Origin of the sequence: Peribacillus faecalis (assembly GCF_014712675.1) — a bacterium.
In the GTDB taxonomy this organism is placed as follows: Bacteria; Bacillota; Bacilli; order Bacillales; family DSM-1321; genus Bacillus_AD; species Bacillus_AD faecalis.
This window is the reverse complement of the sequence record NZ_JACXSI010000001.1, coordinates 131773-155397: the sequence shown is the minus strand read 5'-3', so window position 1 is coordinate 155397 and position 23625 is coordinate 131773. Positions and strand designations below refer to the sequence as shown.

Annotated in this window: 23 protein-coding genes; 16 read left to right on the top strand and 7 right to left on the bottom strand. The window is 39.2% G+C overall.

The genetic code is table 11. The annotated features are described in order from the left end of the window. Positions 1 to 5 precede the first annotated feature (5 nt). On the bottom strand, positions 6 to 956 hold the full coding sequence (locus tag IEO70_RS00745; protein WP_190996442.1) for an MBL fold metallo-hydrolase: 951 nt from the start codon (positions 954 to 956) through the stop codon (positions 6 to 8). Between the two features lie 172 nt (positions 957 to 1128). On the opposite strand from IEO70_RS00745, the gene IEO70_RS00740 reads away from it, so the two are divergent. From IEO70_RS00740 to IEO70_RS00720, 5 genes are all read left to right on the top strand, one after another. Then, positions 1129 to 1368: a DUF1797 family protein gene (locus IEO70_RS00740; protein ID WP_190996441.1), complete on the top strand. Its 240-nt coding sequence runs from the start codon at positions 1129 to 1131 to the stop codon at positions 1366 to 1368. Positions 1369 to 1744: 376 nt separating this feature from the next. Beyond that, the gene (cbpB, locus tag IEO70_RS00735; protein WP_190996440.1) at positions 1745 to 2209 is read left to right on the top strand and encodes a cyclic-di-AMP-binding protein CbpB; all 465 of its coding nucleotides are present in this window, start codon (positions 1745 to 1747) and stop codon (positions 2207 to 2209) included. A gap of 311 nt (positions 2210 to 2520) precedes the next feature. Beyond that, positions 2521 to 3405 (top strand): LysR family transcriptional regulator, encoded by an 885-nt coding sequence (locus IEO70_RS00730; protein ID WP_190996439.1) that lies wholly within the window; start codon positions 2521 to 2523, stop codon positions 3403 to 3405. Positions 3406 to 3492: 87 nt separating this feature from the next. Beyond that, positions 3493 to 4203 carry a 2,3,4,5-tetrahydropyridine-2,6-dicarboxylate N-acetyltransferase gene (gene dapD / locus IEO70_RS00725; protein ID WP_190996438.1) on the top strand — a complete coding sequence of 237 codons (711 nt, stop codon included), beginning with the start codon at positions 3493 to 3495 and terminating at the stop codon, positions 4201 to 4203. An 81-nt stretch (positions 4204 to 4284) separates the two neighbouring features. Continuing rightward, the gene (locus IEO70_RS00720; protein ID WP_190996437.1) at positions 4285 to 5406 is read left to right on the top strand and encodes an N-acetyldiaminopimelate deacetylase; all 1122 of its coding nucleotides are present in this window, start codon (positions 4285 to 4287) and stop codon (positions 5404 to 5406) included. A 65-nt stretch (positions 5407 to 5471) separates the two neighbouring features. Here the strand turns inward: IEO70_RS00720 and IEO70_RS00715 are convergent, their stop codons facing one another. Beyond that, positions 5472 to 5678, bottom strand: coding sequence for a hypothetical protein (locus IEO70_RS00715; RefSeq protein WP_190996436.1), 207 nt, complete (start codon positions 5676 to 5678; stop codon positions 5472 to 5474). A gap of 137 nt (positions 5679 to 5815) precedes the next feature. On the opposite strand from IEO70_RS00715, the gene IEO70_RS00710 reads away from it, so the two are divergent. Further along, entirely contained in the window at positions 5816 to 6970 is a 1155-nt protein-coding gene (locus tag IEO70_RS00710; protein ID WP_190996435.1) for a catalase, read from the top strand. A gap of 108 nt (positions 6971 to 7078) precedes the next feature. On the opposite strand, the gene IEO70_RS00705 is transcribed toward IEO70_RS00710, so the two are convergent. Continuing rightward, positions 7079 to 7330, bottom strand: coding sequence for a YkuS family protein (locus IEO70_RS00705; RefSeq protein WP_190996434.1), 252 nt, complete (start codon positions 7328 to 7330; stop codon positions 7079 to 7081). 138 nt (positions 7331 to 7468) lie between these two features. On the opposite strand from IEO70_RS00705, the gene IEO70_RS00700 reads away from it, so the two are divergent. The 5 genes from IEO70_RS00700 to IEO70_RS00680 all read left to right on the top strand — a co-directional run bounded on the left by IEO70_RS00700 (position 7469) and on the right by IEO70_RS00680 (position 12653). Then, on the top strand, positions 7469 to 7948 hold the full coding sequence (locus IEO70_RS00700; protein WP_190996433.1) for a PadR family transcriptional regulator: 480 nt from the start codon (positions 7469 to 7471) through the stop codon (positions 7946 to 7948). A gap of 38 nt (positions 7949 to 7986) precedes the next feature. Beyond that, on the top strand, positions 7987 to 9726 hold the full coding sequence (locus tag IEO70_RS00695; protein ID WP_190996432.1) for an ABC transporter ATP-binding protein: 1740 nt from the start codon (positions 7987 to 7989) through the stop codon (positions 9724 to 9726). An 8-nt stretch (positions 9727 to 9734) separates the two neighbouring features. Then, positions 9735 to 11543, top strand: a complete 1809-nt coding sequence (locus IEO70_RS00690) for an ABC transporter ATP-binding protein (RefSeq protein WP_190996545.1) — start codon at positions 9735 to 9737, stop codon at positions 11541 to 11543. Between the two features lie 113 nt (positions 11544 to 11656). Then, positions 11657 to 12103 carry a TlpA family protein disulfide reductase gene (locus tag IEO70_RS00685; protein ID WP_190996431.1) on the top strand — a complete coding sequence of 149 codons (447 nt, stop codon included), beginning with the start codon at positions 11657 to 11659 and terminating at the stop codon, positions 12101 to 12103. 205 nt (positions 12104 to 12308) lie between these two features. Further along, positions 12309 to 12653: a DUF4183 domain-containing protein gene (locus tag IEO70_RS00680; protein ID WP_235973437.1), complete on the top strand. Its 345-nt coding sequence runs from the start codon at positions 12309 to 12311 to the stop codon at positions 12651 to 12653. A 168-nt stretch (positions 12654 to 12821) separates the two neighbouring features. On the opposite strand, the gene IEO70_RS00675 is transcribed toward IEO70_RS00680, so the two are convergent. After that, the gene (locus tag IEO70_RS00675; protein WP_190996430.1) at positions 12822 to 13202 is read right to left on the bottom strand and encodes a DUF4183 domain-containing protein; all 381 of its coding nucleotides are present in this window, start codon (positions 13200 to 13202) and stop codon (positions 12822 to 12824) included. A 217-nt stretch (positions 13203 to 13419) separates the two neighbouring features. Between IEO70_RS00675 and IEO70_RS00670 the strand changes: the two genes are divergently transcribed. The 3 genes from IEO70_RS00670 to IEO70_RS00660 all read left to right on the top strand — a co-directional run bounded on the left by IEO70_RS00670 (position 13420) and on the right by IEO70_RS00660 (position 17760). Beyond that, positions 13420 to 15165: an ABC transporter ATP-binding protein gene (locus IEO70_RS00670; protein WP_190996429.1), complete on the top strand. Its 1746-nt coding sequence runs from the start codon at positions 13420 to 13422 to the stop codon at positions 15163 to 15165. Positions 15166 to 15182: 17 nt separating this feature from the next. Beyond that, positions 15183 to 17000, top strand: coding sequence for an ABC transporter ATP-binding protein (locus IEO70_RS00665; RefSeq protein ID WP_190996428.1), 1818 nt, complete (start codon positions 15183 to 15185; stop codon positions 16998 to 17000). Positions 17001 to 17094: 94 nt separating this feature from the next. Continuing rightward, positions 17095 to 17760 carry a potassium channel family protein gene (locus IEO70_RS00660; RefSeq protein ID WP_206711451.1) on the top strand — a complete coding sequence of 222 codons (666 nt, stop codon included), beginning with the start codon at positions 17095 to 17097 and terminating at the stop codon, positions 17758 to 17760. 328 nt (positions 17761 to 18088) lie between these two features. On the opposite strand, the gene rnjA is transcribed toward IEO70_RS00660, so the two are convergent. Both rnjA and IEO70_RS00650 read right to left on the bottom strand, forming a co-directional pair. Next, on the bottom strand, positions 18089 to 19762 hold the full coding sequence (gene rnjA / locus IEO70_RS00655; protein ID WP_190996426.1) for a ribonuclease J1: 1674 nt from the start codon (positions 19760 to 19762) through the stop codon (positions 18089 to 18091). 6 nt (positions 19763 to 19768) lie between these two features. Next, positions 19769 to 19978 (bottom strand): DNA-dependent RNA polymerase subunit epsilon, encoded by a 210-nt coding sequence (locus tag IEO70_RS00650; RefSeq protein WP_190996425.1) that lies wholly within the window; start codon positions 19976 to 19978, stop codon positions 19769 to 19771. Positions 19979 to 20474: 496 nt separating this feature from the next. On the opposite strand from IEO70_RS00650, the gene IEO70_RS00645 reads away from it, so the two are divergent. Beyond that, a complete protein-coding gene (locus tag IEO70_RS00645; protein WP_190996424.1) occupies positions 20475 to 21248 on the top strand; it encodes a Cof-type HAD-IIB family hydrolase in 774 nt (257 codons plus the stop codon). Between the two features lie 36 nt (positions 21249 to 21284). Here IEO70_RS00645 and def read toward each other — a convergent pair whose 3' ends face one another. After that, positions 21285 to 21839, bottom strand: a complete 555-nt coding sequence (def, locus tag IEO70_RS00640; protein ID WP_190996423.1) for a peptide deformylase — start codon at positions 21837 to 21839, stop codon at positions 21285 to 21287. A 671-nt stretch (positions 21840 to 22510) separates the two neighbouring features. Here def and pdhA point away from each other — a divergent pair. Next, on the top strand, positions 22511 to 23623 hold the full coding sequence (gene pdhA / locus IEO70_RS00635) for a pyruvate dehydrogenase (acetyl-transferring) E1 component subunit alpha (RefSeq protein ID WP_190996422.1): 1113 nt from the start codon (positions 22511 to 22513) through the stop codon (positions 23621 to 23623). Positions 23624 to 23625 lie beyond the last annotated feature (2 nt).

Genomic DNA, 23625 nt, shown 5'->3' with positions numbered 1-23625 from the left:
AACTCCTATTGTTTTTTAGTTAAGTAATCAATAAGACCCATAGAGGATACACTTAAATCTAATGATAAAATTTCGAATACAGGATGTTCTTTCGTCAACCCTTTAGATAATAAAAAGTCGGTGCAAATTGTCATCAGACTATCTGTTGTTTCTTGGACGCGCTCTTCAAAGGATAATGGTTTTGCCATGGCTTTTTCTGCTTCCGCGATGAAAATAGGCAACCAGTAGCGCACTTGTTTAAACACTTCTTCAGGATGATCATGCTGACCATAATGGCCAAAGAAGATAGACTGTGCCTGTAAGTCGGAGAATAACTGAAGTGATTTTAGCATCGCTTCAGGATCAAATTGGCTTGGCGAAGTCGAAGGCATGACTAAATTGAAATTTTCATCGTCAAGCTCGCGGTAATATATACCGGCTGTATCTCCCGTGAATAGGCCATTTGTTTCAGAATCATGAATAGCTATATGGTGATTAGCATGTCCTGGTGTGTGGTAAAAGGTGAATGTACGGTCTGAAAGTTTTAACTTTTCACCATCAGCGACTGTTAGAATTCTTTCTTCACTGATAGGAATAATTGGATCGAATAACTGGTCGAATTCTTCTCCATACACAGCTCTCGCACCTGCAATAAGGCGGCTTGGATCAACTAAATGTCTGGCGCCTTTAGGATGCACAATCAACTTGGCATTCGGACAATGCTGCAGCATTAAGCCGGCACCGCCAGCATGATCTAAATGGATGTGAGTGACGATAATATACTTTATATCTTCAAGTTTAATTTCGAGCTGTTTCAGGCCTTCTAGTATGTAAGGAATGGACGGGCTTGCGGAAGTTTCGATTAGACTTATTGAATTTTGATCCTTAAAAACATAGGAGCCTGTTCGATTTTTTCGCTGTATGTCGTGACAATCTATGCAATATAATGTACTATTTATTTGTTGTACTGTTGGCATACTTAATACCTCCATTTCAATCGGATACTGTCATTTTAAATGGATAAATGCTAAAAGTAAACAATGAGAGAAAATTCAGAATACACTAATGCGTAGCATACGGATAGAATTGTGTGTTATAGTGTAACCTACTGATATGAATTTTGTTACATACTGAAAGGAGATGCTTATTTTGAGTCAACTACAAGGCATCATTACTAGATTATTTAACTTACAAGAACAGGCCAAAGAAACAGAAACTGCTCAACGCTTTTTTGAGATAGATGGTGTGAAGAAGTGTCAAGTGACATATTTTAATAAGACAGCTATGTTTGAGCTTGAAGTTTATGATGAAAAAGAAAAATCATCTAAATACCAATTTGACAACATTGATATGATTGCGATTGAAATTTTTGAAATTCTTAACGCGTAATAACACCAAAGCATTCCTTACCATGTAAATGGTTTCGAATGCTTTTTTTTATGAGAAAAACCGTCACCGGTTCTTTTTCATCATGAACTATGCAACTCAGATTTACCTCGATGAAAAAGGAGCAATGCGGCAGATATAAGACAGTCCGGATGGGAAATCAGCTTTTAGATTTCATAGCCGGAATGGATTATACTCCTAGCATTGCAGGTGTAAGGTTAGACAATGAGAAAAACCGTCACCGGTCCTTTTTTATTTTTGAACTCGCCTCTTGAGTTCACTTCAATGAAAAAGGTTCGCTTTTTTATGCTATAATAAAACGGAAGCTGCTTTCAGCTTTTGTACGGCAAATACGTTAAAGTAAGGTAGGAGTTAAATTATGCTGACTTGTAATAATGATGGACTTCTTTCTTCAACAATTGAAAACTACATAATATCCGCTGAAAGAGTCGCACATGTTCAAGTAGATAATTCGCTTGAACATGGTTTGCTCGTTTTGACGAAAAGTGGCTACACAGCAATTCCGGTTCTAGATCCCCAATATAAGCTTCATGGCTTAATATCCTTGCCATTAATATTTGACCGAATTTTAGGGATTCAGCGTATTGAATTCGAAAAGCTCGAAATCTTAAAAGTCAGAGATGTCATGAATGCCGATATCGCTCGTCTAAAGCAAGGTGCGACACTTGAAGAAGCTTTAGATCTCCTGATTGATCACCCATTTATTTGTATTGAAAATGATGAAGGTGTATTTGAGGGGATTCTGACGAGAAGAGCCATTTTGAAGGAACTTCAGGACCAAGTGAAAACTAAGAAGGAAGAAGAGACAAACAAGGGAGTCTAGAAAGATTAGACTCTCTTCTTATGTCTCCTTTTTCATTGAAGTGGTATCTAGGAGCAAAATCAAAAATGAAAAAGGACCGGTGACGGTTTTAAAAAAGTAAGAAAGTATAACTTCGAAATAAGAAAGCTGTCTAACCTTACACCTGCCATGCTCGGTCCTAAGCCATCCACTCTGTGAAACCAAGAGCGGGTTTCACGGCGCGGCTGTCTTAGTCCTCCCGCATGTCTCCTTTTTCATTAAAGTGGTATCTAGGAGCAAAATCAAAAATGAAAAAGGACCGGTGACGGTTTTTAGATGATTAGAGGGGTAGTATGAATTTTTCAGAGTATCAGCTGTTGACCGTTTTAGCTCAGGAAATGAATATGAGAAAGGCTGCTGAACGATTATTTGTATCGCAGCCAGCTTTATCCCAACGTCTGCAGACGATTGAAAAGGCTTGGGAGACAAAGATCTTTATCCGTTCGCAAAAGGGGTTGACCTTAACACCAGCCGGCGAGGAAATTATTAAGCTTGCACAAGATGTGATGATGCGTGAGGAACAAGTTCGCGAATCGATTCAGGCAATGGACCGAAAAGTGTATGGCACACTGAAAATCGCTTGTGCAACAATTGTCGGGCAAAATTGGCTCCCGAAAGTACTGAAGCGCTACGTCAATAAATATCCGCAAGCGAAAATTTCATTAGTGACAGGCTGGAGTAGTGACATTTTAAAAGCTTTATATGATGATACCGTTCACATTGGTATCATTCGTGGAACTCCTGACTGGAAAGGTGTCCGTCATCATCTATTTAAAGACCATCTTTATTTGGTCGATACAGAGATGAATAAGCTTGAGGATGTATTGAAAACAAATCGACCGTTCATTCAATTTAAGAGCGATTCTAATTATTATCAGGAAATTCAAAATTGGTGGCATCATCATTTTCAAAGCACACCAAAGCAAACGATTGTTGTTGATCAAATTGAGACGTGCAAGCAAATGGCGCTTAATGGCATCGGTTATGCAATTTTGCCAGCAATCACGATTCAAAACCACGATGTCGATATTTTTAAAATTCCTTTATTAGATGAGCATAATGAGCATCTTGAGCGGGACACATGGTTGTTAGGATATGAAAAGTCATTCGAGCTTCAGCAAGTGCAGGCTTTTGTTGAAGTTGTCAAAGAATATATAGAAGAAACAAGTATGCAATAATTAAGAACGTTTAGCTTGTTTTAAATGAAGCGGTTTGATAAAGTAAAAAATAGCATATTTACTGAATATTAGGAGGAACTTCTTTTTATGAAAATGTTAGATGCAAAAGAAATTATCGCATTTATTGGAAATGCAAAAAAAACAACACCTGTAAAAGTTTACATTAAAGGTGACCTTGAAGGTATTAACTTTGGCGAAAGCTCAAAAACGTTTATTGACGGTAAATCAGGCGTTGTGTTCGGCGATTGGGCAGAAGTTAGCGCTGCTTTAGAAGCTAATGCTGCTAAAATTGAAGATTATGTAGTGGAAAACGACCGCAGAAATTCGGCGCTTCCATTATTGGATATGAAAGGCGTTAATGCTCGTATCGAGCCAGGCGCAATCATCCGTGACCAAGTGGAAATCGGCGACAACGCAGTTATCATGATGGGCGCTTCTATTAACATTGGCGCTGTAATCGGAGCTGGCACAATGATCGATATGAACGTTGTTATGGGAGGTCGTGCGACTGTAGGTAACAACTGTCACATCGGAGCTGGTGCAGTTCTTGCTGGCGTAATCGAGCCGCCTTCAGCACAGCCTGTAATCATTGAAGACAACGTATTAGTTGGTGCTAATGCTGTTGTATTAGAAGGCGTTCGTATCGGCGAAGGTTCAGTAATCGCTGCCGGCGCAATTGTTACAGAGGACATTCCTCCATACTCAGTAGCAGTAGGCGCTCCAGCCCGTGTCATCAAACAAATCGATGACAAAACAAAATCTAAAACTGAAATTATGCAAGAGCTTCGCAAACTATAAGAAGTAGCATAACGAATGACCTATCGGTGGAAATCGCCTTTAGGTCATTTTTAAAATGGTGAAAAACGAGCAGGAGGATGTATGGTGAGCGATTTTATTAGTATAAGAAGAGATTTGCACCAAATACCTGAGTTAGGCTTTCAGGAATTTAAGACGCAAGCCTATTTGCTAGATTACTTAAACGGGCTTCCGAAGGATCGGCTGACAATAGAGACGTGGAAAACCGGTATTTTTGTAAAAGTGAAGGGAAAAAAACCGACGAAGACAATAGCTTACCGTGCTGATATTGACGGTCTTCCTATTGAAGAACAAACTGGTTTAGCATTCCCTTCTAAGCATGAAGGGCGAATGCATGCATGCGGTCATGATTTCCATATGAGTATCGCTTTAGGGGTGCTGACACATTTCGTTTCTCATCCAATCGATGATGACTTGCTGTTTATTTTTCAGCCGGCAGAGGAAGGTCCAGGTGGAGCAGAGCCGATGATGACATCGAGTTATATGGTGGAAAATAAGCCTGATATGATTATCGCTCTCCACGTTGCGCCAGAATATCCAGTCGGAACAATCGCTGTCAAACCAGGGTTATTATTTGCCAATACATCAGAGTTATTTATTGATTTGAAGGGCAAGGGCGGACATGCTGCTTATCCTCACCAAACGAATGATATGGTCATTGCAGCATGCCAGTTCGTCAATCAATTGCAATCCATTGTTTCGAGAAATGTGAATCCATTAGATTCAGCAGTTGTTACGATTGGAAAGATTACTGGAGGCACAGTTCAAAACGTCATTGCTGATAATGCCAGACTGGAAGGGACAATTCGTACACTGTCTGCAGAAAGCATGAAGAAAGTGAAGTCACGTATTGAAGCATTGGCTGAAGGTTTGAAAGTCGGCTATGAATGCGAAGTTACGATTGATTATGGTGCGATGTATTACCAAGTGGACAATGATGAAACCTTGACAGAGGAGTTTGTGGCATTTGCTGAGGAGCAAACAAACATAAAAGTCATTCGTTGCCGTGAAGCGATGACGGGTGAAGATTTCGGCTACATGCTGAAGGAGATTCCTGGTTTCATGTTTTGGCTCGGCGTCGATTCGGAGTATGGTCTCCATCATGCGAAACTTAATCCGCATGAAGAAGCGATTCCGAAAGCGATCGACTTGTTAGTGAAGTATATACAGTATAAAGGTAATTAAATAGTAATAAAGGTTGACGCGTTCTTTGGCGTCAGCCTTTTTGCTGTCATCGTGCAAAACTATTATTATTCACAACTGACTAGCGACAAAAGGTCATCGCTCTTAATAACTACTACTGCTTTCTCTTCATCAAAGTCATTAAAACATTCCTCGGTAATAAGAGTATTCGCTTGATAGTTTTTATATATTTGATTAATTACTGTACCGCCTATTGTAAGGATAACGATAATTCTGAATATTAAGATGAACATTCTTAGTTTGTTTTTATTCAAAAATCTCTCCTCCTTCCATCCTTGTATATTTCGCTATATTTTACTGTATTTCCTACTCATCAAACAAATCTCTAGAAAACTTTAGTTTTATAAAGGGGGGGAGAGGGAATTTATTGTAATGAAAAGGGGGACTTGCAATGGATATGAATTTAATTGAACAAGAGCTTGCAAAAAATGCTTGCAGAAGAGGACCGTTTGTTTTAGAAGAACCGCATATAGCAGAAGCGTTAGCTTATTACGGAAAAGAGATTTTACCGGAAAGTACTTATGGAGCATGCGGGTTTAGCGCTTTTGGAACGTTTAAGCTAACGAACAGCATGAAGGCATATACGGACTTAGCTTTTTTTCAAGATGCAGGAGAAGAGACAGCTATTTCAGCTCATTTTGCAACGAATGCTCATGGAGTGAATACTACTGAAACAGTGCGAGAGCCTCATGAGTTTACGGTGAAATTTCTTGCGGACAAAGGGAATTATGAGTTTGTCGGTAGTAATTTGCCGGTCAGCTTTGTTCGTGACCCTATTGTTTCTCTAAAAATGAAAGGGGAATTAAATAATTTAGACCCTGTACACTATTGGTCATTTATGGCGCAAAACAGTGAGACAACAAATATGCTCTTGCACTTGTACACAGATGAAGGCATTCCGGCCTCTTATCGTACAATGCGCGGTACAACAGTACATGCGTATAGAATGACAAATGCTGAAGGTAAAGAATATTATGTGAAGCTTCGGTATATTCCGAAGCAAGGTATCGTCAGTTTAAAACCCAATGAGGCAGAGCGGGTAAAGGTGCTCGATCGCCATTATGCGACACATGATATGTATATTGCCATTGAGAGAGGCGATTATCCTGAATGGGACTTATTTATGCAAGTTTTAGATCCGGAGAAAAACGCTCACTATTCATATGATCCGCTTGATCCTACTAATGATTGGCTTGAATGTGATTTTCCTTACCATAAAGTCGGGATAATGACATTAAATGAAGTAGCAGTATTAGATAGAGAAGAAAGACTAAGCGAAAAAGATTATACAACGCAATGGCTTGAAGGAAGCCTGTCAAAACAAAATCAAGATGCCTATAAGCAAGCAGGGGAAATTTACAGAAGTTATCGTGAAGATATCCAAAAAACAGTAATTGCTAACCTGGTTCACGAATTGTCTCAGTTAAAGGATTGCAATGTTGATATAGTCAGGGAAGTAATTATGCACTTCTATCAAGCGGATAAACAGTTAGGAGAATCGCTTGCTGACGGCTGCGGCATTCATTTAAGAGATTTAATACATTAAAAGCAAATAGAGAGGCCCTCGATCAGTCATAGTTTTTCGAGGGCCTTTTTTTACATTACATGTTATGTCTTACAAACGCGGTTATTTACTTAAGTATAAGCAGGACGCTTATTGATTAAGCCTGCTTTTAATTACGCTGACAATATCATCAGCTGTTAGTCCGTTCGCTTCAATGATGGACGCTTTTGTGCTCGTGTCTTGAATACCCATAACGTTCGTATCCAAACCTGTTACTACACAAAAGTCATAGTTAACATTTGCCGCATCGGCAGCATGTCGCAGCTGGGATACGTCATAGCCTTGTGCGCTTAAAGCCTGCTGAATATCCGTTAATCCTTCCTCTACACCAATTCTGGTCATTTTAGCACCTCCTTATCTATAAGTAATTTTCCATATTTCGGTGTTTTTATGTATTCATGAAAAATTATCAGTAAATAAAATTAGACAAAAATTAACTATATCGATTAATATTATCGTAATAGATAGGGGGCAAGAGAAATGAAAAAATCAAGAAGAACCGGATTTATTCAGTTAGCTGTATCTTGCTTATTGCTGGAGAAGCCGATGCACGGCTATCAAATTATGAAGGAGCTGGCTGAACGAAGCGGAAATGTGTATAGTCCCAGCGCAGGCACGATTTATCCGATGCTGCAGATGCTTCAGCAAAACGGATATGTCGATGTCAAAGAAATAGACGGTAAAAATGTCTATGAATTGAATGCGATTGGAAGAGAGCATACAATGAAACGCATTCAAGATTTAAATGGCAAAGATTTTTGGACGGAGTGGAGAAGCGTCCTAGAATGGAAACAATCGAAGGAAGCACGGCATTTGAAGCACGAGTTGCTGCTGCTGAAAGAGCAAATACGTCATGCGGAAAAAGTTGTTCGCAATCAGCCGGAACAAACAGAAACGCTTGTCAGCTTATTGAAACAATTGCAACAGGAGCTTAAAGACTTCCAAAAGAAAAATGAGTAGTTACATAATGTGGATATGAAGTAAGAGGGTGTAAGAGGATGAAATCTTTTCGTAAATTAATGAAATATATAAGACCATATATGTGGATAGCTTTTCTTGGTCCTTTTTTCATGTTTGTTGAAATTGGAATGGACTTAATACAGCCTGCTATTATGCAAAATATAATCGACAACGGGATAGCGGAAGGAGACAAAGCTTATGTTGTGACGATGGGTATTTGGATGCTTGTATCAGCTGTCATCGGACTATTGGGAGGGATGGGGAGTACAATTTTCAGCACCCGTACTGCAGTGAATGTCGCTGCGGATCTTCGTAAAGATGTATTTCGGAAAATCGGCTATTTCTCAGGTCCGAATACTGATAAATTTGGTTCAGGTAAACTGATTACGATTTTGACAAATGATATAACGACATTGCAACAGGCGATTATGATGACATTAAGAATCTTTGTCCGAGGTCCGATTATGTTTATCGGTAGCATTATTATTGTGTTTTTCACTGCTCGAGAATTATTTCCGATTTTAATGGTTGTTGTGCCGATTCTCGTTGTGCTGATTGTCATTTTCACGATTAAAGCAGGAAGTTTGTTTGGCAAGGTTCAGGAAGCGGTCGATCGCGTCAATACGAAACTGCAGGAGAATTTGGCGGGCATGCGTGTTGTTAAAGCTTTTGGCCGCCAACAACATGAAGTGAAGCAATTCCATACGGTGAACGATAATTTGACAGCTGTCAATATACGTGCTGACCAAGTAATTATGGGATTGTCGCCGATTTTATTATTTATTGTCAACCTTGGAATTGTCGCTGCGATTTGGATGGGAGCGATTAAGGTTGATAATGGAACGGTCAACGTTGGTGTCATTATCGCTTTCATCAATTATTTGACGATTATTATGAACTCGCTAATGACGAGTAGCCATGTGCTTATGCAAATTACCCGTGCCTTTCCTTCCGGCGACAGGATTATGCAAGTGCTCGATACAGAAGAGGACATTAAGCAAATCGAACATGCCGAGAAGAGGGAAAACATACGTGGAGAATTGCAATTTGAAAATGTCAGCTACAGTTACAGCAAAAACGGCGAATATGTACTGTCTGATTTAAATTTTCATGTTAAAAGCGGTCAAACAATCGGTGTGATTGGTTCAACTGGAAGCGGGAAATCAAGCTTAGTTCAGTTGTTGCCTCGTTTATATGATGCAGATAAGGGTGAGATTTTACTTGATGGTATAAATATTAACCAATACGATTTGACAACATTGCGTGAAGCGATTGGATTTGTGCCGCAAAAAGCGCTGTTGTTTTCCGGCACTATAAAGGAAAACTTGGGATATGGCAAAAAGTACGCTACGGAAGAAGAGATGGAGACGGCTATTGTGTCTGCGCAGGCTGCTGAATTTGTCCGAAAGCTTGATGGAGAACTGGATTACCATTTGACTCAAGGAGCATCGAATTTATCAGGCGGGCAAAAACAGCGTATTTCCATCGCTCGTGCTTTTGTGCGTAAGCCGGCAATTATCGTCCTTGATGACTCAACTTCTGCAGTCGATGCTTTATCTGAAGCGGCAATCCAAAAGGTGCTGAAAAACGAATTTGCAGGAACGACGAAAATTATTATTTCTTCTAAAATTTCATCGGTTAAAAACGCTGACCAAATTATTGTGTTAGAGGATGGGAAAATAGCGGGAATCGGTACACATCAGCAACTAATTATCGAGAATAAATTGTATCAAGAAATTTATGCTACTCAGGTCGGCAAGGAGGCGGGAGTGAAATGAGTCAGACGATGAATAAACAAAATGAAGCTCCTCAGTTTCAGCGGCCAGGAGGAGGCCGTCATTACATCGGTCCGAAGAAAAAAGCGAAAAACCAAAGACAGACTGCAAGACGTATTTGGTTTTATATGCAAAAACAAAGAATAGCAATTATTGCTGCCATTGTATTTGTGCTATTTTCTTCTGTTTTGAGTTTGCTAGGCCCGTATTATATAGGGATTATTATCGATGATTATATTATTCCTCGAGACGTCAGCGGCTCGGTTCGGATGGCGATTATATTAGCAGGCATTTATGTATTTGCTTCGATTTTTACTTGGCTTCAGCAATATGTGATGATTCATGTATCACTCCGAACGATTCGCAACATACGGTCTGATTTATTTGCGAAGCTGCAAAGTTTGAGTTTGCGCTTTTTTGATCAACGTTCGCATGGAGAACTGATGAGCCGTGTGACCAATGATATTGATAATATGAATAATGCGCTCACTCAAAGTGTCGTACAAATCTTTTCATCAGCATTGACGATTATCGGCGTGGCCATTGCAATGATCGCTCTTAACTGGATTTTAGCGATAGTATCATTTTGGGTCATTCCGTTAATGATTTGGGCATCAAAAGTTATCATTCAATTCAGCTCCCGCAATTTTTCGAAGCGTCAAAAGGACTTAGGGGAACTGAATGGTTTTGTGGAAGAAAGCATTAGCGGCAAAGAAGTAATTACGCTCTTTGGTAAAGAGAAAGATTCAATCGCACAGTTTGGCAACATCAATGAAAACTTGCGAACTTCAGCGATGCTTGCGGATACGTATAGCGGTTTTTTAGGTCCGGTCAATAATTTTATTAACAACTTAGGTATTGCGCTAATTATCGGCACAGGAGCATTGCTGACATTGAACGGTATGACAACGGTCGGTGTTATCGCTTCATTTGTCACGTATTCACGGTTATTTTTCCGTCCAATCAATCAGCTTTCAAGCTTAATGAATACCCTCCAAGCGGCAATTGCCGGAGCGGAACGAGTATTTGAAATCATGGATGAGGTGCCGGATTTGACGGACAGCGAAACGGCTGTTGGGATTGAACGGATTAAGGGTGAGGTAGAGTTTAAGAAGGTGCATTTCGGCTATAATTCTGATAAAGAAATATTAAAAGGAATTTCTTTACGTGCAAAACCGGGCGAAACAATTGCTCTTGTCGGTCCGACTGGTTCAGGCAAAACGACCATCATAAATCTGTTATCGCGGTTTTATGATTTTCAAAGCGGATCGATCATAATTGATGGACAAGATATAAAGGATTACCGAATTGATGATTTGCGAAAACGGATCGGCATTGTTCTTCAGGAAACGTATTTATTTTCCGGGACATTAATGGAAAACATTCGCTACGGACGTCTCGATGCAACGGACGAAGAAGTAATTCAGGCAGCGAAAGTTGCTTCGGCGCATCAGTTCATCAAACATTTGCCGGGAAAATATGAGACGATTATCAATTCAGGCGGCAAAAATTTAAGTCAAGGGCAGCGTCAGTTATTGGCGATTGCCCGTGCTGTATTAGCAAATTCGGATATTTTAATTCTCGATGAAGCTACGTCGAGCATCGACACAAGAACAGAGATTGCTATTCAATCAGGAATGCATCATTTGACGGAAGGGCGAACGACTTTTGTGATTGCCCATCGTTTAAAAACAATTGAAAATGCTGATCGTATATATGTCATTCACGATGGGGAAATTATTGAAGAAGGTACTCATACAGAACTTCTTCGGTGCAAGGGATTTTATTTCCGTTTATATGAAAGCCAATTTAATGTGTAAACATTTAATCCGCCATTCCGGTTTCAAATCGGATTGGCGGATATTTTTGTTAGTATTTTTCGGATTTAGTAAATGATAAAATAAAGAAAATACTGGCTGGAGGTAATATTTCATTGAAGCTATACACACAAATACCGTCATTCCTTGAAGACGCTGTTTGGCTTAATGGCGAAGTAACTAATGAAGAATTAGAGGGAAAGCCGACTTTTATTCATTTCTGGTCGATTTCCTGCCATTTATGCAAAGTGGCAATGCCAAAAATTAACCAATTCAGAGATCAATATCTTGATCGATTAAATGTAATCTCAGTACATATGCCTCGCTCAGAAAGCGATTTAAATGTAGAGGAAATCACTAAGCAAGCGGTTGAGCATGATATAAGCCAGCCGACTTTTGTCGACCAGCATAAATTGCTGTCAGAAGCTTACGAGAATAAATATGTTCCCGCGTATTATTTATTTGACCCAAAAGGCAAGTTGCGACATTATCAGGCCGGTGGAAGCACGATGAAAATGCTCGAGAACAGATTGCTGCGCGTGCTGGATGAAGCGAAAAAATAGAATAGTAAACAAATGGTTCAGCCTTAAGGGGTGGGCTTTTGTTTAAAGAGAAAGTATAACTCTGAAATGTCTCCTTTTTATTGAAGATAATTCAAGTAGTGAAATCAAAATAAAAAAGGACCGGTAACGGTTTTTCTATGAGACACCTATTGCTTTGTTCTTCAATATGATATACAAGAACTTTTGCAAGGAAGCGGTGAGATATATGAAAATCCAATATAAAAGTTCAGCATATCCTCCTCCGTTTCTTCAAATTCAGAAGCGAATTATGGATGAGAATCATTTTTTTAGTCCTAAAAAGGTGGAGGTATGTGAATACTACACCTTATCTGACGGATGCCGAAAAATGTATACGGATGAAGACGCATTGAAAGAATACTCATCGGAAACGATTTTCCCGCCGTGTGAGGTATCTTATTACAATCTATTTATTAATGGTGTCTTGCAACCGCCATCGGCTTATTGTGTGGAGAAAGGAAAACTCATTTTAAAAACGGCAGATATTCCAATAAGGAATGCGCCGATTATATTGCAGATGATTAAGCTTTGAATCTTCAAAAAAGGGCTGTGAACCATATTTGGTTCACAGCCCTTTTTTGAAGAAGTTAATTATGTTTTTGAATCGGGATAGCTTTATAACCATACACTTGCCAGGCAGTTCAATAAAGTGAATTGAAGAGGAGGACTCAAAAGAAAAATTGGCCGATGACGGTTTTCCTTACGTGTAGATGGTTGTATTTGCATTAGGGTAAAAGTTCGATATTTCTAAGACAACCGGACTATCAGGCAAAATGTCCGATTCTTCCGGGATAATAATGGTCAGGTTGCCATTGCCAGGAGGACCGGGTGTGTATGACAAAAGATCATCCATCTGCAATACACCATTAACATAAACTTTGAAAAAACTGTTGGATGCTGTTAATGCCGGCAACGCTTCAACATCGGCTCCGGTGCTGTCAAAGAAGCATTTAGTATCGATTTTGAGCGTGTTAGGCCCTGTCAGCAGACGATTCGTATAATAAAAATAGCGTTCAACTACAGGGTTGGTATTCATCGAGCTTGTAGCTTCAACTGCCAGCTTCATAATTTGAAGAGCCATTCGGACTCCCCCTTTGTTTGATGTAGTAAATTTTTCTTTTTGGTTAATTATATTGTATACACTTTTAAATTAAGAGGTTCCTATCATTGTTCGGTAATTAAATTCTAAATATTTTTAATTTTTAGTAAAAATATATAGAAAATTATTTCGATTACCGATATATTAAGAAAATACGAATTTTTTTCATTTTTTGCATTGTGCAGAAGAGGGGATGTTAGTGAATACATTTAAAAAGTTAAAAAAATATTATTGGCCGCATCGTTCACATTTGTTTTTATCATTATTTTTTCTGCTTATTATGACAGTCATTACAGTTGTGTATCCGATTGTATTGCAGCTGACTATTGATGAAGTCATCCTGCTTGGTAAATATCATTGGATTCCATATTTAGCTTTAGGGTTTATTGCACTCATGGTTCTAAAAGGAATAGCTTTATTCATTAATCAGTATCATGGTGATATTTTTGGCATACAAACGGTATTTCATTTGAGGAATGCTTTGTATAAAAAACTGCAATACTTAAGTTTTCAATATTATGATCGAGCGAAGACAGGGGATTTAATGTCGCGACTGACAGCCGATGTGGAAGGGTTTCGTTTCTTTTTATCGTTTGGCATCGCGGAGCTGATCAGATTGGTAACTCTCATTACCATCAGTTTAGGCGTCATGCTGTATTACTCAGTGTCGTTAACTTTGGTGACGATGATTACATTGCCGTTTCTTGTTGTGGTGGTCATTCGCTTTGAGAAGACGGTTACACCTGCTTTTCGTGGCATTCGAAAATCTTTCGGCAAGTTGAATACGAATGTGCAGGAAAATATAAGTGGTATTCAAACTGTTAAATCATTGTCGCGCGAGGAATTCGAAATCGGCAAGTTCAATAATGCGAACGGCGATTATCGCAGTGAATATATACATACATCCGGAATTTGGGCGAAGTACTTTCCATTAATGGAGTTTTGCGGCCATTTGTCGGTCGTTTTTCTGTTTAGCTATGGCGGGTATTTGGTCATCGGCAATCAGCTAAAGCCGGGAGAGCTAGTCGCTTTTTACAGCTTAGTTTGGTACATCGTTTGGCCGATTGCCAATTTAGGTTATATGGTCAACTTATTTTCACAGTCCAAAGCTTCGGGGGAAAGATTGCTTGAAATTCTTGACGAAGATAAAGAAGTGCAGGAAGAAGAGACTGCTATTGACGCATCAAATGTAAGAGGCGAGCTGCAATTTTGCGATGTGTCTCTAAAGTATAATGACGAAGATGAAGAGGCGCTCTCGAAAATTACGTTTAAGCTCCCGCAAGGAAAAACGCTTGGAATTATTGGTGCCACCGGAAGTGGTAAAACATCAATTACACAGCTGATTGCTCGTTTCTATGAGCCGATTTCAGGTGAGATTTATTTGGATGGACGGCATATTAATGAGTTCACATTGACATCTTTACGGAATAATATTGGCTTTGTTCTGCAAGAGTCGTTTCTTTTTTCATCTACCATTAAAGACAACATATCGTACGGAAAGCCTGAAGCGACGATGGATGAAATTATTGAGGCAGCTAAACGGGCGCAGGCACATGACTTTATTATAAAGCTGCCGGATGGCTATGAAACGATGCTCGGCGAAAGAGGATTAGGTTTATCGGGAGGACAAAAGCAGCGGATCGCGATTGCCCGGGCTCTTTGTTTAAACCCGGCAATTATCGTGTTAGATGATGCGACAAGTGCGGTAGATATGAAAACAGAGCAAAATATCCAAATCGCCTTGAATGAAGTGATGAAAGACCGCACAACGATTATTATTGCTCATCGTATCTCATCGGTGAAGCATTGCGATGAGATTTTAGTTTTACAGCGCGGAGAAATTACTGAAAGAGGAACTCATGAGGAGCTTATTAAGGAACGGGGCTTGTATCGCTCTATTTACGATATACAATTCAGCGACAGAGAGCAGATGAATCACGCTTAACAAAGGGGGGATTGAGTTTGGAAAATCAAGTGAAAGAAAATGTGCTGAAACGCTTTAATTATTCAACTGACCAGGCAATCGATAAGCCGTTCAACTGGAGACAAATGTGGCGGCTGTTAGGCTATTTGAAGCCGTACAATAAAGGACTTTTACCGTTGGCTTTCTTGTCTGTCATTTTTGTGACAATTATTAGGCTGGCTATTCCGATTATTATAGGGGTTTATATAATTGAAGAAGCAATAATCGGTAAAGATACGGAAAAGCTTATATGTATGGTTTCGCTTGTAGCAGTGCTTTATTTGATGTCTTATATCGCGAGTATTTACCGTATCAAATGGATGAATATGCTGGGGCAAGGGGTCATTTATGATTTGAGGAAGCATTTATTTACGCATGTGCAAAGTTTATCGCATCGTTTCTTCGATCAACGGTCAGCAGGAAGCATTCTTGTTCGGATTATGAATGATATCAATTCCTTGCAGGAGCTTTTTACAAATGGGGTAATTAATTTGCTGATGGATATTGTTATGCTGATCGGGATTATCGCGATATTATTTACGCTCAGTCCGGAACTGACTTTAGCCGTTTTAGTAATTTTACCGTTAATGTTCATGATTTCAACAACTTTAAGAAAGAAAATCAGACGCAGCTGGCAAGATGTGCGCTTACGCCAATCTAAGCTGAATTCGCATTTGAATGAAAGCATTCAAGGAATACGAATTACACAAGCCTTTACGCAGGAAAAAGAAAATAGGGCATTTTTTAAAAATATTAATTTTGAGCTATTCGATAGCTGGCGCACAGCTTCGCGCTTAAATGCATTGTTCCGTCCGTTTGTGGAAATGACAAATGCGCTTGGGACAGCTGTGCTAATTTGGTACGGTACGACATTGCTGATTGACGGCAATATTGAAATCGGTGTTTTTGTTTCGTTTGCTTTTTATTTAGGGATGTTCTGGGAGCCTATATCGCGACTTGGGCAAGTATATAACCAACTGTTAATTGGGATGGCTTCTTCTGAGCGTATATTTGAATTTTTGGATGAAAAGCCGCTTGTTGATGAGAAACCTGATGCGATTCATCTGCAGGATGTAAAAGGTTTAATTACATTTAAAGATGTTGAATTTTCATATGATGGAAAAAGAAAGGCTCTGGATGGAATCAGCTTGGAAATGAAGGCAGGTAATCGGGTCGCGTTAGTTGGGCACACCGGTTCGGGAAAAACGACCATCGCCAATTTAATTAGCCGTTTTTATGATTGCACAAAAGGGGAAGTGCTGATAGACAGCATTAATATAAAAGATATTTCTATTGCCTCTTTACGCAATCAAATCAGTATCGTTCTTCAAGAGACATTTATCTTTTCCGGGACAATCATGGAAAATATCCGATTTGGAAATCCGAAGGCAACTGATGAGGAAGTGATTGCAGCAGCAAAGGCTGTTGGTGCTGATGATTTTATAAGCCGATTATCAAAAGGCTATGAAACTGAGGTAGAAGAGCGCGGCAATGTGCTGTCGGTAGGAGAGAGGCAGTTATTATCGTTTGCGCGTGCATTATTGGCAAATCCGAAGATAATTATTCTTGATGAAGCGACCGCAAGCATCGATACAGAGACAGAAATGAAAATCCAAAAAGCGCTGCAAACATTGTTGGTAGGGCGTACTTCAATTATTATCGCGCATCGTCTTTCGACTATAAGAGACTGCGATATGATTTATGTGCTTGAGAATGGAGTCATAAAAGAACAAGGAAACCATCAGCAGCTGATGAACCATAAAGGACATTATTATCATTTGATTGAAGCACAGTATCAAATGCAAGCAAACTCGTAAAAGAACGGCAATTAATCAAAAGAATCATTGGTTCCGTGCATGTGGTATGATAAAATATGAGCAATTGAGAAATAGCAACGCAAAGCATGGAGGAATGATTGTGAAGAAAGAATTTGCCGTTATCGGTTTAGGTCGTTTCGGGGGCAGTATATGCCGTGAATTAGTAGCACAAGGTATGGAAGTGCTGGCGATAGACCATAAAGAAGATCGTGTAAACGAGTTTGCATCAATAGCATCGCATGCCGTCATCGGTGATACAACGGATGAATCGGTTTTGAAGAGTTTGGGCATCCGAAATTTCGATCATGTTATTGTTGCAATCGGTGATGATATTCAAGCAAGTATTTTAACTACTTTAATGCTAAAGGAACTTGGCGTAAAGCATATAACTGTTAAAGCACAAAATGATTATCACGAGAAGGTGCTGATCAAAATAGGTGCCGATCAAGTAGTCCATCCTGAAAGAGACATGGGGAAAAGAATTGCCCATAAAATTGTCTCTAATAACATATTAGATTACATCGACTTGTCTGATGATCATTCGATTGTTGAGATTGTCGCAAGTCCTAGATTGAATGGAAGAACTTTGATTGACTTGGATATTCGAGCTAAATACGGCATTAATATAGTCGGTTTGAAAAGAGGGAACAAAGTAATCATTTCACCTGCAGCTGATGAAATGATTTATGTTGGCGATATTTTGATTGTATTGGGAGCAGATACAGACATTAATCGTTTCGAGAAGAAAGTGCTGGAATAGAAGGAAAGAGGCGAACCATATAAGTGGGGTTACGCCTCTTTTTTCATTGAATGACGCTCTCGCACAGCTTATTGTGCGTTGACAGTACGGAGAACGTCGTCTCTGTGGGAGATAACGCCTTCAGAAAAGAGGAAATTAGACACAATAAAAAGGAGCCCTATGAGGAACTCCTTTTTCGTCTATACATCCAGCTCCAACGCCCAGCACCTAATGAATTTCGGCAGTCTCCCTAAAGTCAACAGCGAATCACTAACGTTCTTTGTGTTTCCTTTACCTCAGTCGACGGCCTCCATTTCATACGGTGCTAAACGGGCGTTTGCGCTTTTGATTATTTATCCACTTCCATAATGATCGGCAGAATCATTGGGCGACGTTTTGTTTTTTCATAAAGGAAAGGAGCAAGTGTGTCTGTAATTTCGTTTTTAATTTCAGACCATTGGCTTGTCTTTCTTTCCATCACTTTATTAAGATGCTTTTTAAGCAAGCTTTGAGCGTCGCTGATCAGATCGCCTGACTCACGCATGTAAACGAAACCGCGTGAAATGATATCCGGACCGGCAGAAATTTTGAACTCTTTCATGTTGATGCTTACTACGACAACAACCAATCCTTCTTCAGAAAGAATGCGACGGTCACGAAGCACGATGTTGCCGATATCGCCGACACCGTTACCATCGATGTAAACAGAACCGGACTGAATTTTCCCGGCAACGTGAGCGGTATTAGAGCTTAATGCCAACACTTCTCCGTTGTCCATAATGAAGCAATTTTCTTCTTCAACGCCGCAGTCGATTGCGTGTTGAGCATGCATTTTTTGCATGCGGTATTCACCGTGAATTGGCATGAAGAATTTTGGCTTCATAAGACGAAGCATCAGTTTTTGTTCTTCTTGGCCACCGTGACCGGAAGTATGGATGTTGCTTAGTGATCCGTGGATTACATCAGCTCCAGCTTTAAACAGCATATTGATTGTACGAGATACGCTGATTGTGTTACCCGGAATTGGTGATGAAGAAAAGACCACTGTGTCTCCAGGAATGATTTGAATTTGACGGTGTGTGCCGTTTGCGATACGAGATAGCGCAGCCATCGGTTCGCCTTGGCTTCCTGTACACAAAATCGTTACTCTATTTGCAGGAAGGCGGTTAATTTGCTGAGAATCAATGAATGTATCTTTTGGACATTGGATGTAACCTAACTCTTGTCCAATTGTAATAGCTGCTTCCATGCTTCGTCCGAATACCGCTACTTTTCTGCCGTTTTCGACTGCAGCTTCGACCACTTGTTGAAGACGGTGAATATTCGATGCGAATGTTGCAAAAATAATGCGCCCTTCAACTTTTCGGAAAATATCGTGAATGCTATCTCCTACGCGTCTTTCACTCATCGTGAAATGAGGCACTTCACTGTTTGTGCTGTCTGATAGCAAGCAAAGTACGCCTTCCTTGCCGATCTCTGCCATTTTAGTTAAGTTAGCAGGTTCACCGACTGGAGTGAAATCAAATTTGAAGTCACCTGTGTGAACGATTTGTCCAGGAGGAGTCTTTACAACAATACCGTACGAATCCGGAATGCTGTGAGTAGTTCGGAAAAATGTTACCGATGTTTTTCTGAACTTGATCACATCATCTTCCCTAATTTCAATTAGTTTCGCCTGTCTTAATAAGCCGTGCTCTTCAAGCTTGTTTTTGATTAAACCTAAAGCAAGCTTGCCGCCATATATCGGTATATTAATTTGTTTCAGAAGATAAGGAATTCCGCCGATATGATCTTCGTGTCCGTGTGTGACGAATAATCCTTTAATCTTATCTTCGTTTTTAACCAGGTAGGCATAATCCGGAATAACATAGTCAATGCCCAGTAGCTCATCTTCAGGGAATTTAATTCCGGCATCAATTAGAATGATCTCGTCCTGAAATTGAACCGCGTATGTGTTTTTGCCGATTTCACCAAGACCGCCGAGTGCGAATACAGCGGTCTGGTCGTTTTTAACAAATTTCATAAATTATCATAGCTCCAATACTTTAAAGTCTTCATTTTCTTTTTCATATTCTAAGTATGCTTCATCGACAGGCGTAACTAACTCGATGTTGTAATTTCTGTCTTTTAATTTGCTTCGAACTTCACGAACTGACTCTGCTTCAACGAAAACCGTTTTCGTTTTTTCACGTACAGGTACTTCGCTCATTAGTTCTTGGTAGTATACTTTGTAAATCATAATCAAATCTCTCCTTAAGTCCTTAACATAATTAATTTCATTATATATAAAAGCAGCTTTTTTTTCATGTTTTTCAACATGTGCTCATATAATTGCGAATTGTTATAAGTGTATATTAGAAAACTTTACATGAAAGAACAAGCCCTCCGCAAGTACTGAAGGGCTATTAATTGAAAAAATCTATGCGATTGTTTTCTTTCTTAGCATATCTTTCCATTGTTTTAGCAACTTCTTCCGGAGCTTTTTCAGCATCGCAGATCACTTCCTTAATATTAATTGTAAACGAAAGTAATAGAAAGTAAATAAGACTTTCATGAGAATTTTAACTTTTTAGGGTTTATTTATAATATTAGTATATGAAGACTACTTTTTTTCTTGCTGAGAAATAATAGGGTTGTCTGGTAAAAAATTCATAAAAATAAATGTGTTGTTAATTGGTGAGTCAAAACGGTAACATTATTGTGATAACAATCGAGTGAAGAAAAGAGGCTTAATTGTGGAGAAAAAAATTGTTTTTTTTGATATTGATGGAACATTGTTAGATTTTAATAAGGAGTTGCCGGAATCAACGAGAGCGGCGGTAAAAACATTGAAGGAAAACGGTGTTTATGTGGCGATTGCAACCGGTAGAGCGCCATTTATGATAGAAGAGATCCGAAAAGAGCTTGATATTGATTCCTACGTTTGTTTTAACGGGCAATATGTTGTTTTTGAAGATGAAATTATTTATAGAAATCCGTTATCAAAAAACAAATTACATAATCTACTGGAACATACAAAGGAAAAGCAAGTTCCGGTCGTCTTAATGAATGAGTATGGAGCCAGAACGACAGTGCCTTATTCTAAGCATATTGAAGATTCATTGCGCAGCTTTAAGCTGAAACATCCGGAATTCGATGCGGAATATCATCATCATAACGATATTTTTCAATCATTATTGTATTGTTCCGAACAAGAAGAGAAAGAATACATTCAAGAACACACAGACTTGAAATTCATTCGTTGGCATCCGATTTGCATGGATGTTGTCCCGTTTGGGGGATCGAAAGCAATCGGTATCAATGAATTTATTAAAAGAGCACAATTTCAATTGGAAAATGTGTATGCGTTCGGCGATGGTCTGAATGATATCGAAATGCTGCAAACAGTCGGCACCGGCATCGCGATGGGCAATGCGGAAAAGGAATTGCTGAAACATGCTGATGTAGTTACAACTGCAGTAGATGAAGACGGTATATATAATGGCCTTTTAAAGGTCGGATTAATATAAGAAAAAGGGTGTCTCGAGTGCGAGATACCCTTTTTCTTATCTTTCCACAGGCGTTCCGTTTTCCACAGGCGCAAATGGATTTTCTTTATTAATGTGATCGTAAAACATAATGCCGTTAATGTGGTCGATTTCATGCTGGAATACGATGGCTACCATACCTTTTAAACGAAGTTTGATCTTTTCTCCGTCAACTGTCACGGCTTCGACTGTTATGCGGGCATAACGCGGCACGTAGCCAGGGACAGGTCGATCAACAGATAAACAGCCTTCTCCACTTGATAAATACGTTTTTTCAATAGAATGGCTGACGATTTTTGGGTTGAATAATGCATAGCTATATAATTTGCCTTTTTCATCTGTTACATGGACAGCGATAATTTTTTTCGAAACAGCAATTTGCGGAGCTGCCAATCCGATTCCCGGGCGCAGTCCATATTTTTCTGCTGTGACCGGATCTTGACTGTTGATAACATATTCCAGCAAATCTTTAGCTGTCTGTTGGTCTTCTGAAGAAGCAGGTAATTTAACATCCTTTGCCACTTGGCGCAAAACCGGATGCCCTTCAAGGACGATATCTTTCATTGTAATCATTTTATTTCACCTCGTACTAATTATATGTAAGGCTTCTTGCCATATGTATTTGGGTTGTAACTATCAAAGTTTAGTTTCTCAAATGAGATTGTAAATTTCAATAAAGAAAGTTTGTTTTATGTAAAAAAGTATAGCATGGCATAAAAATAACTGTAAGAAATTTTATTTAATATTATTTTGTTTAAATAATAAATAAGCGGATGATGAAGGTAGTAGTGAAGCGTTTATAAATAACGTTTCGAGAGGAATATATTGGAGAAAACCGCGGAATATCAATGTTTTAAAATGGTATCCCCTTTCGCAATTCTTTTTGTATAACAGGAGGATATAATATTATATAACAGATTTTAAAAAGGGTAGTAATCGATAATAATATAATTTATAAAGTTATAGCTTTTTAATGGTTCAAACAAAAGATTTGACAGTTATAATCCTGTGTTGTAAACTGCAAGTGTGAAAGTAATATTGTTATAATGTTAATGTCGTAAAGTACTGATACAGTTTTTTGGCAGCGTTTGCAGATAGTTGTAATCTGTGAATGACTGCTTTGCACAAAGTCAGAAGTCCTCATGGATATAAAGGAACAGTAAACATGTATATGCAAGATTATTTTTATCAATAAAATTTTAACTCTTAAAACTCTTAAGAATATTAAGGACGAGGTGAACGAAATGACTGCAATTAATAAGATGCTATTGGATGCAAATAAGCAATTTGAAGCGATTGAAGAACAATTTCAAACATTGCAGATTTTGAATGAAGACGGAGAAATCGTTAATAAGGAGGCAATGCCTGATTTAACGGATGAACAATTAAAAGAGCTTATGACGAGAATGGTATATACGCGTGTGCTTGACCAACGCTCTATTTCATTGAATCGTCAAGGTCGTTTAGGTTTTTATGCACCGACTGCCGGACAGGAAGCTTCACAATTAGGTTCGCAGTTCGCTTTGGAAAAAGAAGATTTCATTCTTCCAGGATATCGTGATGTGCCGCAAATGGTTTGGCACGGACTGCCTTTATACCAAGCCTTCCTATTTTCAAGGGGACATTTTGAAGGGAATAAAATTCCGGAAGGCGTGAACGTCATTTCTCCGCAAATCATTATCGGAGCACAGTATATACAGGCTACAGGTGTGGCTCTTGGCATGAAGAAGAATGGAGCGAAATCTGTCGCAATTACATATACAGGTGATGGCGGTGCTTCACAAGGAGATTTTTACGAAGGGATCAATTTTGCCGGAGCGTTTAAGGCGCCTGCAATCTTTATTGTTCAAAATAACCGCTTTGCAATTTCAACACCGGTTGAGAAACAGTCTGCTGCCAGAACTATAGCGCAAAAGGCGGTTGCAGCCGGAATACCTGGTATTCAAGTTGATGGTATGGACGTATTAGCTGTCTATGCAGCGACTTTAGACGCGCGTAAACGAGCAGTAAATGGTGAAGGGCCTACATTAATTGAAACTTTAACATATCGTTATGGTCCTCACACAATGGCAGGAGATGACCCGACTCGTTACCGTACATCAGATACGGATAATGAATGGGAGAAAAAAGATCCTTTAGTACGTTTCCGTAAGTTTTTAGTAGCGAAAGGCTTGTGGAGTGAAGAGGAAGAAACAGCTGTAATCGAGAGAGCTAAGGAAGAAATTAAAGAAGCGATTACAAAAGCGGATGCTGTACCTAAACAAAAAGTAACAGACTTAATGAATATTATGTATGAGAAAATGCCGGCTAACTTGCAGGAGCAATATGAAATATATAAAGAAAAGGAGTCGAAGTAAGC